Here is a 13904-nt window from a genome sequence, read left to right on the forward strand (position 1 = left end):
ACACGACACCGCGTTAATGTTGTATAATATAGGTAACTATTTATAGAACGGATGGTGATTTGTATGTTGCGTTCCAACCGAGAAAAACAACAAGCGTACGAGTTTGTCTCTATCGAAGATTTAGTTCCTCAAGATCATTTGCTACGAAAAGTAGATAAGTATATTGATTTTTCCTTTATCGATGAAAAAGTTAGGCCGTTGTACTGCGCAGATAACGGACGTCCTGCTGTTGATCCAGTTATCTTATTTAAGATGATTTTTCTTGGATACTTTTACGGCATTCGTTCCGAACGTCAATTGGAGCGAGAGATCCAAACCAATTTGGCGTACCGCTGGTTTTTAGGACTGGGATTAACCGACAAGGTTCCAGACCATACGACTATTAGTTGGAACCGGCGAACCCGATTTAAAGATACGAACATTTTTCAGGACATTTTCGATGAGATTGTTCTTCAGGCTATTTCGCACCGGATGGTCGGTGGACGGGTTCTCGTGACCGACTCAACCCATGTAAAAGCAAATGCGAATAAACACCAGTACACCAAACAACAAGTACTGCAGAACACCAAAGATTACGTGAATGAACTCAACGCTGCTGTGGCCGAAGACCGGAAAGAGCATGGAAAAAAGCCCTGAAACCAAGAGAGGAAGTGAACGAGGAGAAAGAGATTAAAGTGAGCAAGACCGACCCAGATAGTGGATATATGATCCGGGATGGCAAACCGGAGGGCTTCTTTTATCTAGATCACCGTACCGTAGATACCAAATACAATCTCATTACCGATGTACATGTAACGCCCGGCAATGTTCATGATTCCGTGCCATATTTGTCGCGTTTAGACCGTCAGCAAGAACGTTTTGGATTTAAGATTGAAGCCGTTGCGCTCGATTCAGGTTACTTAACCACACCGATTTGTCGAGGATTACAAAGCCGAAAGATTTTTGCGGTGATTGCACACCGGAGATTTCATCCCAAGCAAGGATTGTTTCCGAAATGGAAGTTCACCTTTGATGCCGAGCGAAATTTGTATGTTTGTCCAGCCAGTCATGAACTGAATTACCGGACCACAGACCGAAAGGGTTACCGGCAGTATGCTTCTGATCCGGACCATTGTAAGAGTTGCCCATTGCTGGACCAATGCACTCAGTCCCGAAATCACCGAAAGGTGGTGACCCGGCACGTCTGGGAGGACAGCAAGGAATGGGTGCGGAATAACCGACTCAGTAAGTCGGGCAAGCAACTGTACCGCAAACGAAAAGAGACGATTGAGCGAAGCTTCGCGGATGCTAAAGAGCTCCATGGGTTTCGCTATTGCCGGTTGCGCGGACTTCCGAATGTCAGAGAACAGGCACTGATGACGGCAGCCGTGCAGAACATGAAGAAGATGGCGATCCACCTGGATCGCCTGGAACAGAGGGGGTAACCCCCTCCCTTTTCCGATTCTACTTATGCCAGAACCTAAAAAGAAACCCGCGGTCGTAAAATGACCTGGGTTTCTCGACACTCTGACTACTTGTCTCTACTAGAGACAAGTAGTTTTTGTATAAAGACATTGGTAGCCATGGAGGAGGAGCTTTCTTTATGGCGGATGATGGAGAATTGTCTTACTAGATGATGATGTCTGATGGGTAGCTCATAGATTTCGCCACTTGCTAATTCTTTGCGCACAATCCATCTGGAGAGCATAGCGATTCCCAAACCGGAGGCGACTGCTTCCTTAACTCCCTGACTACTGTTGAAGACATAGGATCTTTTGACAGAAATCTCTTCTTCTTGAATGAAATGATCACTAAAAGCACGTGTTCCAGAGCCAAGCTCTCGCAGAACCCAAACCTGATTTTGTAGCATACTTTGCTCCACAGAGACCATTTTTGACAAAGGGTGGTTGGCAGAAGAGACGATAATCATCTCGTCCTTCATGTAAGGCGTGACGATCAGATCATTCTCATGTGCTTTTCCTTCGATAAAGCCAATATCCAATTCATTGGATCTAACGCCTCCAATAATTTCCTCAGTATTACCGATAGTCACCTGAAGTTTAACTTGTGGGTATTGATTTGCAAATTCCGCAAGTTTTGAGGGTAATATATACTCTCCTATAGTGAAGCTAGCGCCAATATGTATACTGCCTGTGACCTCATCCTGAAGCATCTGTATTTCCTGATTAGCTGCTTCGAAATGAGCTAATATTAGTTTGGCGTGTTTATAAAGAATCGTGCCCGCTTCTGTTAATTTTACTTGCTTAGGCGATCGATGCAGAAGCTTTGCGCCTATTTCATTCTCAAGATTCCGGATATGTAGACTGACACCGGGTTGAGATAGATTTAGTAATTCTCCTGCTTTAGAGAAATGGCTTTGCTCAGCTACAGTAACGAATACCCGTAATGTATCCACAATCATAGTAATCCCTCTCTAAAATTCCCGAATGTAATTAAAGTTCCTTATCAAGCACGAACTGCGTGTCACTTAATGATGCTGTTCTAATAAGTATGATCATCCACCGCCTTAAAAAAATGTAATTCTACGTTGTTTCCATTATAGTTCATCCCAATCCGAGGGACATCTCTATTAATTAGGTTAGAGTTTACTTGGCAACATTAGGATTGGGTTACATCGTACTATTCCGATAGGCCGATGGAGAAAGGCCCATTGTCTTTTTAAAATATTTAGAGAAATGGACCAATTCCATGCCTACTTGCTCCGCAATATCCGAAATACTGAAATCCGTGTAAGAAAGCTGTCTCTTAGCATGCTCCATACGTTTGCGTTGCACATATTGCATAGGAGTCACACCCATGAATCTCTTGAAATAAGGAATGAAATAGTTCGGGTGCAGGTGGACAAGCTCTGCTAATTCATCAATCTCCAAGGGCTTGTTTAGCCATTTATCGATGTAATGGAGCACATGGGCTAGCTTACCTTGGTCACCGGTGTGGATGAATGCAGTCATAAAGTCAGTATGACTATTGTCGCTCGATTCAAGACAAGTGGCAATAAGATTAAGTAAACAAGCCTGAGTACGCAGGATAGATAAGACATCGTCATTCTGAAATTGTTCGATCATCTCCACGAAGATAGCCCTTATAGAATCTGGGTTAGGCGAATCGCAGATATATAGTTTTTTTTCCGCATGGAATAAGGGCCACTCTCCTATGTCAGCATCAAAGTGGCAGTAATAGCGGATATATGGATCATCGACTGAAGTTTCAGTTGTTTGTGTGCTCCCTGCAGGCATGATCATTAATTGTCCAGGTTTCGGATAATATGTAATACCGTTTATAATTACTTTCCCCTCACCCCCGTCTATGAAATACAGCCGATTAAAAGCGGGAGTTTCCAGCGTGCGGTTCCATCCGGGATTTCTGTTACTAAGTTGGGCATGGGTCACAGTAACCTTAAGATTCTGCAGGAGACGACCTGTTAAGTTACCTGGATTGTTCATCATCTAACTCCTTTACAACTTAAATATCCTCATTATAACGGATCTATTTATCTAAAACATCTTATTTAAATACAAATAAACCTTAATTTCAATCATGTTCATGTTTATAAATTAAGTATATCCTCTAAACATAACCTCAAATAGGGAAGTGAACAGAGATGAGTAAAGTTCGTTATGGAATTATTGGAATTGGAAATATGGGAACTGCACATGCGCAAAGTCTGCTGAGTGAAATTAAGGGAGCTGAGCTTACAGCAGTATGTGATATAAGAGAAGAACGCTTGAAATGGGCTGAAGAGAAATTGCCTGAGAATGTAAGGAAGTATTCTACACCGAAAGAATTATTCGAATCACGTATCATAGATGCGGTATTAATCTGTACTCCACATTATGATCACCCTACACTTGCGATCGAGGCTTTTCAATATGGTTATCATGTTCTGGTGGAGAAACCTGCAGGTGTATATACAAAAGCTGTTCAACAGATGAACGATGCTGCAGCAAAGTCTGATCGCAAATTTGGAATTATGTACAATCAACGTACTAATCCTTTATATCAGAAACTGAGAGATCTTATTCAGTCTGGTGAGTTAGGTGAGATCCGCCGGACGAATTGGATTATTACCGACTGGTATAGATCGCAGAGCTACTACAACTCCGGTGGTTGGCGGGCTACATGGGCGGGTGAAGGCGGAGGTGTACTGCTTAATCAAGATCCTCATCAGCTAGATTTATGGCAGTGGACGACAGGCATGATGCCGAAGCGGATTAGAGCATTCTGCCACTTTGGGAAATATCGCAACATTGAGGTTGAAGATGATGTAACCGCTTATGTGGAATATGAGAATGGAGCTACGGGTCTGTTTATTACTACAACTGGAGAGGCACCGGGGACTAATCGTTTTGAAATCAATGGCGATAATGGAAAGATCGTAGTGGAAGACGGGAAGCTAACCTTTTGGCGATTACGTACGCCTGAGCCTCAGTTCAACGCAGAATTTACGGGAGGATTCGGTAGTCCAGAGTGTTGGGAATGTGAGATTCCTGTAGAAAATGGCGGAGGGGAGCAGCATAAAGGAATTCTACGGAACTTTACGAATGCCATTTTGCATGATGAAGCATTACTTGCTCCCGGGGAGGAAGGTATTAAGGGACTAACCCTTTCGAATGCCATGTATTTATCGGCTTGGACGGACAATTGGGTGGAGCTTCCGATAGATTCAGATTGTTTCTATGAGAAGCTGATGGAAAAAGTAGAGCACTCCACTTTCCAAAAGGAAACCACAGAAACCAAAACATTGGATGTTAAGGGAACTCATTAAACCGATGGAGAGAGGATAGATTCTATGAAACGTTCGACGATTGCAGCTCAAATGTACACGTTACGTGATTTTACCCAAACTGCGGAAGATTTAAGATCAACTTTTCAAAAGGTATCTGCCATGGGTTATGAAGCCATCCAAATTTCATCCATCGGACCAATCGATCCGAAGCTCGTAAAAGTATATGCCGATGAGGCAGGTTTGGAAATATGTGCGACCCATGTGTCCTGGGATCGGTTAGTGAACGATCTGGAGGCTCTGGCCGCAGAGCATAAACTGTGGAATTGCAAATATATTGGACTTGGGAGTTTACCAGAAGAATTTCGTACTGGGCTCGAAAGCTATCGCAAGTTCGCAAAATTGATATCGGGAATCGCAATAACACTAAAAGAACAACACGGTCTTCAATTTGTTTATCATAATCATGATTTTGAATTTGAACGCTTTGACGGTATTACTGGGATGGAAGTACTGCTCACCGAGACTGATCCTGCGGTCGGTTTTTTACTTGATTTATATTGGGTTCAGGCAGGTGGTGCGAGTCCAGTGGAATGGATACGTAAAGTTGAAGGTAGAATGCAGGTTGTACATTTAAAGGATATGGCGATTATAGACAGGCAACAAGTCTTCGCTGAAATCGGTGAAGGAAACATGAACTATGGTGAGATCATTGCTACTTGCCGTGAAACAGGTGTTGAATGGTACGCAGTGGAGCAAGATGTTTGCCGTCGTGATCCATTTGAGAGCTTGGAGATTAGTCTGCGCTATCTTCTTAACATGTTATAGAATCGAATTGATTTAAATAGGAGGATTCTGATGAACAGAAAAGATGGTATGACCTATGCCCCCACGCATGAAACTAAACCAGTTGTAAAGCCAGGTGAGTTCATCATCGCTGCTATCGCACTTGATCACGGTCATATTTACGGGATGTGTAATGGACTCGTAGAGGCTGGTGCAGAGCTGAAATGGGTATATGATCCGGATGAGGAGAAGGTTAGAGCTTTCATGGCCAAATATCCGGGAGTCAGGGCTGCTGAGTCTATGAATGAAATATTGGAAGACTCTGAGGTCCGGTTAATTGCAGCGGCAGCTATCCCTTCGGAACGAGGACCTTTAGGTATTAAGGTAATGGCTCACGGGAAGGATTATTTTACAGATAAGACCCCTTTTACAACACTTGAACAGTTGGAATCCGCTCGAGCTATGGTCACAGCAACCAATCAGAAGTACATGGTCTACTTTAGTGAGCGTCTTCATGTTGAAAGCGCTATCTACGCAGGGCGGTTGATCCGTCAGGGGGCTATTGGTCGTGTTCTACAAGTCATTGGATTAGGACCGCATCGTTTAAATGCTTCTAGTCGCCCGGAATGGTTCTTCGAGCGGGAGAAATATGGCGGAATCCTGTGCGATATCGGCAGCCATCAAATAGAACAATTTTTGTATTATACAGATTGTAAGGATGCTTCAGTTGTTCACAGTAAGGTAGCAAATTATAATCATCCGTCTTACCCTGAATTGGAGGACTTTGGTGATGCAACGCTTATTGGGGACAATGGCGCAACCCAGTACTTCCGTGTGGATTGGTTTACGCCTGAAGGGCTCGGAACCTGGGGAGATGGGCGTACAATGATCATGGGAACTGAAGGCTTCATTGAACTCCGTAAATACAGTGATATCGGGCGTTCAAATACACCGGATCATGTGTACTGGGTGAATGGGGAAGGGGAGCATTATGAGCATGTAGCTGGAAAAGTTGGATTTCCGTTCTTTGGTGAACTAATCCTGGATTGTCTGAACCGGACGGAGCAGGCCATGACACAAGCACATGTCTTCAAAGCTGCAGAGCTATGTCTGAAGGCTCAAGCCCAAGCAGTTAATCTAACCCCCGATCTACTAAAATAACGAATAGGAAGAGAATGGAGGTTGCTGTAGATGAACGAACTTGGAGTAGCCATTATTGGTTGCGGGGCGATTTTTCCTCTCCATGCTAAAGCAATATCAGCTATAGAAGGTGTGAATCCGATTACGATTGTAGATATTGATGCTGATAAAGCTACACGTGCTGGAATTGAATATGCCTGCCATGCTACTGATGATTATAGAGAAATACTGAATGATGACCGTATTGATGTGGTACATCTTTGTACACCGCATTATCTTCATGCAGAAATGGCTGTAGATCTGTTGCGTGCAGGGAAGCATGTGTTAACTGAAAAGCCTATAGCCGTTGACCTTCCTTCTGCCATGCGTATGCTGGAAGCTGCGGAACAGAGTACAGGCCAGCTTGGTGTTGCGTTCCAGAACCGTTATAATGATGCTTCCATTTATATTAAGAAGACTATTGATTCTGGTGCATTAGGGAAATTACTTTGTATGAAGGGTGTCGTAACTTGGCACCGAAATGAAAGTTATTACAAAGATAGTAACTGGAGAGGACGATGGTCCACGGAAGGTGGAGGTGTTCTAATCAATCAGACCATTCATACCTTGGACTTACTCCAGTGGTATGGGGGTGAAATTACTTCTGTGAAGGGCAGTATTACCACGGATGTGCTTGATGGCGTCATTGAAGTAGAAGATACTGCCCATGCTTGTATCGACTTCACCAATAATGTTCGTGGGCTGTTTTATGGTACGAATACCTATCTTGAGAACTCTCCGGTGGAGTTGGAGATAGTCTTTGAGGAGGGGACACTTAACCTTCGTAGAGACTACTTGTATCTTTGGAAAGATGGGAAGGAAAGCTTGGTTTGCGAGCCTATATTCAGTCCAACGGAAGGTAAATCGTATTGGGGGACTGGGCATAAGAGACTGATTGAGGACTTTTATGACCATATTATCAGTGGACGAAAGTTTTGGCTGGGTGGTACTGAGGGGATAAAAGCGCTGGAGCTGGTGAAGCGTATTTATAGTTCGTCGCAGAGGAACAAATAAAGCTTTAATATAGTGAAGGCTGTTCCATAAGTAGATTTATCTACGAATGAGGCAGCTTTTTCGTGTTTAGGGACTTTCCATATTGGGTTAAACTCTAAGAAGACTACGACTTACAGAGGGAGATGGGTTTGATTAATTCTTCTTAGTGGAATAATCTAAAGGAAGTATAGGTTATAAAAAGCAAGATAATTGGAAGGCGCATACAATATGGAGAAAATACTACAGAACATTCGAACGAACAATAAGCTAATTCCCATTGTGCAGACCATTGTGTTCACCTTTGTCATATTATACGTACTGATGTTTCTTTCTGGTGGATTATTCACCACCTTTTATATTATGCTCATTGCTTGTTTCGTTAGCGTAATCGCTGCCTTGCTCATGCTAATTCGTAAAAGCTTCTTATGGGCAATAGTTGATCTTGCTGCTGCGGGCAGCATATTCATTTATTTTATTAATAATGCTTAAATGTTATTAATCCTTGCAAGAAGCGGGTTTATGGCTGTCACTTAAGTTCCTTAACCTTGAGGACTTATTTCTCTCTTTTTTGCAAGCTTTTAAATAACTTATTTTTTTCCTATAATAGTAGATAATTAAATTTATAAATAATTGTAATACACTCGGATAAGGGTATAATTGAGACAGAAAAGGTGTGACGCCTAAGAAGGAGCGCCCACATCCTTTCTGCAAAATTCAGGGGATAAGGATGGTAATAATGGGCAAAAGTGCAACTGAAACAGACGTCATTTTAATTGGTGCTGGAATCATGAGTGCGACTTTAGGAACACTTTTAAAAGAATTAGTGCCGGATTGGAAGATTAAAGTGTTTGAAAAGCTCGAAAATGCAGGTGAGGAAAGCTCTAATGAATGGAATAATGCAGGAACTGGACATGCGGCGCTCTGCGAGCTTAACTACACTGTCGAAAAATCCAATGGAACTGTAGATATAAGTAAAGCTATCCAAATTAATGAACAGTTTCAGCTTTCAATGCAATTTTGGTCTTATTTGGTAAATCGTAAGCTGATACATAATCCGCAGGACTTTATCATGCCATTGCCCCATATGAGTTTGGTACTAGGGGAGAAGAATGTAGCTTTTTTGAAGAGAAGATTTGAAGCGCTGTCAAAGAATCCTTTGTTTCAAGGAATGGAATTTTCCGATGACTCTAGAAAACTAATGGAATGGATACCGCTTATTTTACAAAATCGTCCATCGAATGAACCTATAGCAGCAACAAAAATCGACACCGGCACAGATGTTAACTTTGGTGCTTTAACGCGCATATTATTTGACCACTTAAAGAGTAAAAATGTAGATCTTCATTATAAACATAGTGTGGATGGAATCAAACGTACGAGCGATGGGTCGTGGGACTTGAAAGTGAAAAACGACAGCGGTACCATTGAAAGCCATACTGCAAAATTCGTCTTTGTCGGTGGCGGGGGAGGAAGCCTACATTTACTGCAAAAATCCGGTATTCCTGAAGGGAAACATATTGGAGGATTCCCAGTAAGTGGAATATTTATGGTGTGTAATAATCCAGACGTTATTGCGCAGCATCATGCAAAAGTATACGGTAAAGCTAAGGTCGGAGCGCCTCCTATGTCTGTTCCCCATCTTGACACCAGATTTATTGACAATAAAAAATCGTTGCTATTTGGACCGTTTGCTGGCTTCTCGCCAAAATTTTTAAAAACCGGCTCAATGTTTGATTTAATAACTTCCGTAAAACCGGATAATCTCCTAACGATGTTGTCGGCAGGTGCAAAAAACATGTCTTTGACAAAATACCTAATCGAGCAAGTGTTGTTATCGAAAGAAAAGCGCATGGAAGAATTACGAGAGTTTATCCCGAATGCCAAAATCGAGGATTGGGATCTAGTTGTGGCAGGCCAACGCGTTCAGGTTATCAAAGATACAGAAGATGGGAAAGGAATCCTTCAATTTGGTACAGAGGTTATTAGCGCCGCAGATGGTTCGATTGCAGCATTATTAGGTGCTTCTCCAGGTGCTTCTACGGCTGTTCACGTGATGCTTGAAGTACTTGACAAATGTTTCCCTCAACATATAAAAGAGTGGGAACCGAAGATTAAAGAAATGATTCCTTCTTATGGCCTTTCACTATTAGAAAATCCAGAGCTTCTGCATGAAGTTCATACTTTAACGGCATCTACATTGGGTCTAGGTGGAAAAGAGCGAGTGCATAGTTAAGCAACGATCAATAACTCGAAGGTATGACGATTGACGGGGATTTTCATTAATAAAACCTATGGATATTAATTCATAGGTTTTTTGTATAGGGAATTCGAATAGAAAAAGGGGGGATATACATGAGACGAGGAATCACTTTTAAGATTCCTAATGAACATGGGAAAATACTTGGAGATCTATTAAAGCCATTTAATACAGAGACATTCCATTGGTATATAGGTGGTGAGGAGTCTTATTTTATTCAAAACGATACGTTGGGTGAGGCTCTGTTTCACAAAGAAATCTATGGAATGGACGGCAGAGTTTTGAAGGAGCTTTTAGAGAGTTACGAATACTATATTATCTTTGCGAACTTTAAGGCTTTTCCAAAAGAGAAGGACGTAATAGATGTTCAGACCTATGAGGAGTTCTTAAATAGTGATTGTCAGCTTGTGCTTTTAGTCGTGGATTGTGAATATGCTACGGTTTATGGTAAAGACCAGGTGAAGCTTGAAGCGCTGTACCATAACGCAATTCGAAATGGATATGTAGATGTTCAATACATTACTAACGAAAATGACTTCAGAACAAGATTATCTGTATCGTAGAAGGAAACCGTAAGGTTGATTTGACGAACAAATCATTCGTTTGTTACAATGTCTCCATTAATTAGGAAAAGGATGAGGACGATGGTTCGTCGTTTGAAACGGTTTAAGAATGTCGCTACTGTATCAAGCTTCTAAGGATAAATGATTCAAATTACTTAGAAGCGAGGGGAAAAGATTGAAACAACAGTTGTTAAACCACTGGTCTGAAATTAAGTATTTAAAGGATATAGTCACCAACCCAATGATTGAGGTAGGGGAGTACTCTTACTACTCGGGTTATTACGATAATCATGATTTTGAAGATGGTTGCGTCAGATATCTCTGGGGGGACGAAACGTCCAGAAAGTTATTTAACCCGATCGAAGATTATGGTTGGCATTTAGATAAATTGATTATAGGAAATTATGTTTGCATTGCAAGTGATGTGATTATTCTGATGGGTGGAAATCACAATCATCATCCTGAATGGATTACCGTGTATCCTTTTGTAGACCAGATTGAAACCTCTTACGAACCCAAAGGGGATACGAAAATAGAAAGTGATGTCTGGATTGGGATGAATGCAATGATTATGCCCGGTGTGAAAATAGGTGAAGGAGCTATTGTTGCGGCAGGATCGGTTGTTGTAAAAGACGTTCCACCATATACAATAGTAGGCGGCAATCCTGCTAATGAGATCCGAAAACGTTTTACAGATCATGAAATCGAAAAGTTAAAGGAAATGCGTTGGTTCGATTGGAAACGTGAGAAAATTGAACAAGCCACGTCTATCTTTTCAAGTTCATCGATTGACCAGTTATATGATTTCTATCAAAGGGAAATAAAATCATAACACAATCACAACAGGCTGCCGGTATGATTCGGCAGCCTATTTTTCTATTAGATAAGGTAGTTTAACAATAATTATTCTTTACCAGATTAATCCTAATTAGTATGATAAAATGAATGGGCTCATCTAATCACTTGGGAGGAAAGTGTGCTAGATATATGAAATATATTGAATTTGGTCTTGGCAATACATGGTTTATTAGAACTGAAACAGAGTTAGAGGATGGAACTGAATTTGAAGAAAAAGGAATTGTGAAACCGGTAAGGTTCCGTTCGCTATATGTCAGGATTTGGATTGGCAAAACCGTAGTTATCATAGACTTAAAGGAAGGTTTTAAAAAAAATAGAAAAGTTATAACGCGTTTAAGATTATTTTTGGTATAACAAGTCTCTAGAATGGAGGAGCAAGATGCCCCCTTTTTTAATACACAAATATAGTCCGCTAAGAGATAAGGCGCAAATTGAACGATTGTTACTTCACAATAATGATCTATTGAAGATTTTTTGTCAGGATGAAGAGACCAACAAAGATAATATTTTGGTTGCCCTCATTAAGGATACACTCTTAGGCTTTCTTTCATTTAATGGGTTCGGAAGAAAACCACAAGCGACCCTATTTGTTAGTAATGAGTATGACATAATGGATGTAGGATCGAAGTTAATAGAAGAATATGAAAAAGTACTTATACATAATGAATTAGTAGAGCATACAGTATTCAATGTTCTTTCTAGCGATGTTGAATTAATCACCGTCTTGGAAAGAAATAATTATCGCGTATACTTTACCTCATATATTATGGAACGAATGGGCGACCCTTTTCCTTCAGAGAATATCCTGGTTAGAAATTATGAGGAGAATGATTACTTTGAATGGGACAGAGTTTGCGAATTAGCATTTTATCATATGCGTCAGCGTATAGGCATGTATCCTTCGTTTTTTTATACACCTGTGGAATGGGAACGGGAACAGTTTACGAAAAATAAAGATAATATGTTTGTAATGACAGTTGATGGCACTATAGTAGCTATAGGGAAAATAGCAGGAAATAAAATAAGTATTGTTGCTATTTCGATAGAACATCAATCACGAGGTTATGGTAGAGCTTTTGTTAAATTTCTTGTTAATGAGATTATTCGCAAGGGCGAGGATAAGGTTACCCTTGAAGTAGTCAAAGGCAATTTTGCAAAATCGTTATATGAAAGTCTTGGATTTAAAGAGACAGAAATGTACCATAACTATATCAAGTATTTTAGACCAGACACTAGACTTAGTGCCCCGCCCGAGAATTATTAATAGGTTCAAATATATAACGACAAGATGGAGGAATATATGGATAAGGTATTATATAAAATAGCCAATTCGATAAGCAGTGAGGTAAAAAGAGTCACCGTTGGGATATCGGGTCATGGTGCATCTGGAAAGACAACGTTTGCCCATAATCTTTTAAAGCTACTGGGACATGAGGGTGTAAATTATATGAATACTGACCCCTATATTATCGGTTCTCATCTTAGAAAGTACACTGTAATCGACTATGAATATAACAATGAACATCATCATAATAAAATGACAGCTTGTCACCCTGCTGCTCATAATATATCCGCTTTAGAAAGAGACATTCGAATGATGCGAGATGGTTTAGATTTTTATACAATAGACACGAATTATTTAAAGAGTACTATGATAGCTTCACAAAACAGAGTGAATATTGTAGAAGGCATGAGCGTTGCTTTTGCAGACCCGAACTTGTTTGATCTGAAAGTGTACTTATATACGGATGGAGACACTGAATTGATGAGGAGGAGTCTACGTGATGTCTCTGAAAGAGGAACAAATATTAATGATTTAAAAAAATCTCATGAAGAACGTAGAATTCAGTATGATTTGTTTATGCATCCTTTCCATCGAAACTTTGATATCGTTTTACAAAATTCCAATGAAGGTTATATTCTTATGAATTCAGGAGGGAATTATGAATCTTGCAAATAAAGTAACTATCGCCAGAATATTATTAATCCCCATCTTCATTCTACTTTTTTCAAAATATCCTGATTGGCCAGATGGAATTTATTATGCAGCCATTGTTTTTATACTCGCATCAGTCACTGACAAACTAGATGGGTATATTGCTAGGAAATATAATCAGATTACGAACCTTGGCAAGTTACTTGATCCATTGGCGGATAAGTTACTCATATCTGCTGCGTTGATCCTACTAGTAAGTCAGCATAGATTATACGCATGGGTAGCATTAGTTATTGTAGCAAGGGAAGTTATCATTACAGGGATTAGACTTGTCGCTGTCTCTCAGAAAATAGTGTTGCAAGCTGATCGATACGGCAAAATTAAAATGGTATCTCAAGTGGTTGCGATTACAGTTGTTATGTTAGACAATCATCCATTCGCCTTTATTACGAATATTCCTATTGATCAAATTTTAATCTATTTTGCATTAATCATAACTGTCTATTCTGGCTTTAACTACATAAAAAACAACTATCATTCTTTAAAAATAGAGAGCTGAGAGAAGAATAATTTAAGAAACAAGGGCTAAACAAAAAGGCTGCTGACTAA

General features: G+C 40.5%; 15 protein-coding genes. 13 read left to right on the forward strand and 2 right to left on the reverse strand.

Going from position 1 to position 13904, the window contains the following annotated elements:
* Positions 1 to 63: 63 nt before the first annotated feature.
* Positions 64 to 1424, forward strand: a protein-coding gene (locus MHH52_RS13120; RefSeq protein WP_340003511.1) for an IS1182 family transposase whose coding sequence is annotated in 2 segments (ribosomal slippage) — positions 64 to 634 and positions 634 to 1424 — 1362 coding nt in all. Because the reading frame shifts where the segments join, the coding sequence is not laid out codon by codon here.
* A gap of 86 nt (positions 1425 to 1510) precedes the next feature.
* Here the strand turns inward: MHH52_RS13120 and MHH52_RS13125 are convergent.
* The gene (locus MHH52_RS13125; protein ID WP_313641004.1) at positions 1511 to 2401 is read right to left on the reverse strand and encodes a LysR substrate-binding domain-containing protein; all 891 of its coding nucleotides are present in this window, start codon (positions 2399 to 2401) and stop codon (positions 1511 to 1513) included.
* A 208-nt stretch (positions 2402 to 2609) separates the two neighbouring features.
* The gene (locus MHH52_RS13130) at positions 2610 to 3446 is read right to left on the reverse strand and encodes an AraC family transcriptional regulator (RefSeq protein ID WP_313641003.1); all 837 of its coding nucleotides are present in this window, start codon (positions 3444 to 3446) and stop codon (positions 2610 to 2612) included.
* Between the two features lie 155 nt (positions 3447 to 3601).
* Here MHH52_RS13130 and MHH52_RS13135 point away from each other — a divergent pair, with 155 nt between their 5' ends.
* The 12 genes from MHH52_RS13135 (at position 3602) to pgsA (ending at position 13854) form a co-directional block, all read left to right on the forward strand.
* Positions 3602 to 4765 (forward strand): Gfo/Idh/MocA family oxidoreductase, encoded by a 1164-nt coding sequence (locus MHH52_RS13135; RefSeq protein ID WP_340009066.1) that lies wholly within the window; start codon positions 3602 to 3604, stop codon positions 4763 to 4765.
* Between the two features lie 24 nt (positions 4766 to 4789).
* Positions 4790 to 5551, forward strand: a complete 762-nt coding sequence (locus tag MHH52_RS13140) for a sugar phosphate isomerase/epimerase (protein WP_340009068.1) — start codon at positions 4790 to 4792, stop codon at positions 5549 to 5551.
* A 30-nt stretch (positions 5552 to 5581) separates the two neighbouring features.
* Positions 5582 to 6670 carry a Gfo/Idh/MocA family oxidoreductase gene (locus tag MHH52_RS13145; RefSeq protein WP_340009069.1) on the forward strand — a complete coding sequence of 363 codons (1089 nt, stop codon included), beginning with the start codon at positions 5582 to 5584 and terminating at the stop codon, positions 6668 to 6670.
* Between the two features lie 30 nt (positions 6671 to 6700).
* Positions 6701 to 7702, forward strand: coding sequence for a Gfo/Idh/MocA family oxidoreductase (locus tag MHH52_RS13150; RefSeq protein ID WP_340009071.1), 1002 nt, complete (start codon positions 6701 to 6703; stop codon positions 7700 to 7702).
* A 207-nt stretch (positions 7703 to 7909) separates the two neighbouring features.
* A complete protein-coding gene (locus tag MHH52_RS13155) occupies positions 7910 to 8170 on the forward strand; it encodes a hypothetical protein (RefSeq protein WP_340009073.1) in 261 nt (86 codons plus the stop codon).
* A gap of 247 nt (positions 8171 to 8417) precedes the next feature.
* On the forward strand, positions 8418 to 9914 hold the full coding sequence (locus tag MHH52_RS13160; RefSeq protein ID WP_340009075.1) for a malate:quinone oxidoreductase: 1497 nt from the start codon (positions 8418 to 8420) through the stop codon (positions 9912 to 9914).
* A gap of 119 nt (positions 9915 to 10033) precedes the next feature.
* Positions 10034 to 10501 carry a DUF2691 family protein gene (locus tag MHH52_RS13165; RefSeq protein ID WP_340009077.1) on the forward strand — a complete coding sequence of 156 codons (468 nt, stop codon included), beginning with the start codon at positions 10034 to 10036 and terminating at the stop codon, positions 10499 to 10501.
* 175 nt (positions 10502 to 10676) lie between these two features.
* The gene (locus MHH52_RS13170; protein WP_340009079.1) at positions 10677 to 11333 is read left to right on the forward strand and encodes a CatB-related O-acetyltransferase; all 657 of its coding nucleotides are present in this window, start codon (positions 10677 to 10679) and stop codon (positions 11331 to 11333) included.
* A 155-nt stretch (positions 11334 to 11488) separates the two neighbouring features.
* Positions 11489 to 11713 (forward strand): DUF3977 family protein, encoded by a 225-nt coding sequence (locus MHH52_RS13175; protein ID WP_340009081.1) that lies wholly within the window; start codon positions 11489 to 11491, stop codon positions 11711 to 11713.
* 25 nt (positions 11714 to 11738) lie between these two features.
* Positions 11739 to 12623, forward strand: a complete 885-nt coding sequence (locus MHH52_RS13180; protein ID WP_340009083.1) for a GNAT family N-acetyltransferase — start codon at positions 11739 to 11741, stop codon at positions 12621 to 12623.
* Between the two features lie 36 nt (positions 12624 to 12659).
* The gene (locus MHH52_RS13185; protein ID WP_340009085.1) at positions 12660 to 13319 is read left to right on the forward strand and encodes a phosphoribulokinase; all 660 of its coding nucleotides are present in this window, start codon (positions 12660 to 12662) and stop codon (positions 13317 to 13319) included.
* On the forward strand, positions 13303 to 13854 hold the full coding sequence (gene pgsA, locus MHH52_RS13190; protein ID WP_340009087.1) for a CDP-diacylglycerol--glycerol-3-phosphate 3-phosphatidyltransferase: 552 nt from the start codon (positions 13303 to 13305) through the stop codon (positions 13852 to 13854). Before MHH52_RS13185 ends, pgsA begins: the two co-directional genes overlap by 17 nt.
* Positions 13855 to 13904 lie beyond the last annotated feature (50 nt).

Source organism: Paenibacillus sp. FSL K6-0276, from assembly GCF_037977235.1.
Taxonomy (GTDB): Bacteria; Bacillota; Bacilli; order Paenibacillales; family Paenibacillaceae; genus Paenibacillus_AQ.

Excerpts from the sequence above, each read along its gene's own strand:
- pgsA (WP_340009087.1), top strand. The coding sequence starts at position 13,303 with ATGAATCTTGCAAATAAAGTAACTATCGCCAGAATATTATTAATCCCC.
- MHH52_RS13185 (WP_340009085.1), top strand. The coding sequence starts at position 12,660 with ATGGATAAGGTATTATATAAAATAGCCAATTCGATAAGCAGTGAGGTA.
- MHH52_RS13130 (WP_313641003.1), bottom strand. The coding sequence starts at position 3,446 with ATGATGAACAATCCAGGTAACTTAACAGGTCGTCTCCTGCAGAATCTT.
- MHH52_RS13180 (WP_340009083.1), top strand. The coding sequence starts at position 11,739 with ATGCCCCCTTTTTTAATACACAAATATAGTCCGCTAAGAGATAAGGCG.
- MHH52_RS13175 (WP_340009081.1), top strand. The coding sequence starts at position 11,489 with ATGAAATATATTGAATTTGGTCTTGGCAATACATGGTTTATTAGAACT.
- MHH52_RS13135 (WP_340009066.1), top strand. The coding sequence starts at position 3,602 with ATGAGTAAAGTTCGTTATGGAATTATTGGAATTGGAAATATGGGAACT.
- MHH52_RS13140 (WP_340009068.1), top strand. The coding sequence starts at position 4,790 with ATGAAACGTTCGACGATTGCAGCTCAAATGTACACGTTACGTGATTTT.
- MHH52_RS13160 (WP_340009075.1), top strand. The coding sequence starts at position 8,418 with ATGGGCAAAAGTGCAACTGAAACAGACGTCATTTTAATTGGTGCTGGA.
- MHH52_RS13165 (WP_340009077.1), top strand. The coding sequence starts at position 10,034 with ATGAGACGAGGAATCACTTTTAAGATTCCTAATGAACATGGGAAAATA.
- MHH52_RS13125 (WP_313641004.1), bottom strand. The coding sequence starts at position 2,401 with ATGATTGTGGATACATTACGGGTATTCGTTACTGTAGCTGAGCAAAGC.
- MHH52_RS13145 (WP_340009069.1), top strand. The coding sequence starts at position 5,582 with ATGAACAGAAAAGATGGTATGACCTATGCCCCCACGCATGAAACTAAA.
- MHH52_RS13155 (WP_340009073.1), top strand. The coding sequence starts at position 7,910 with ATGGAGAAAATACTACAGAACATTCGAACGAACAATAAGCTAATTCCC.
- MHH52_RS13150 (WP_340009071.1), top strand. The coding sequence starts at position 6,701 with ATGAACGAACTTGGAGTAGCCATTATTGGTTGCGGGGCGATTTTTCCT.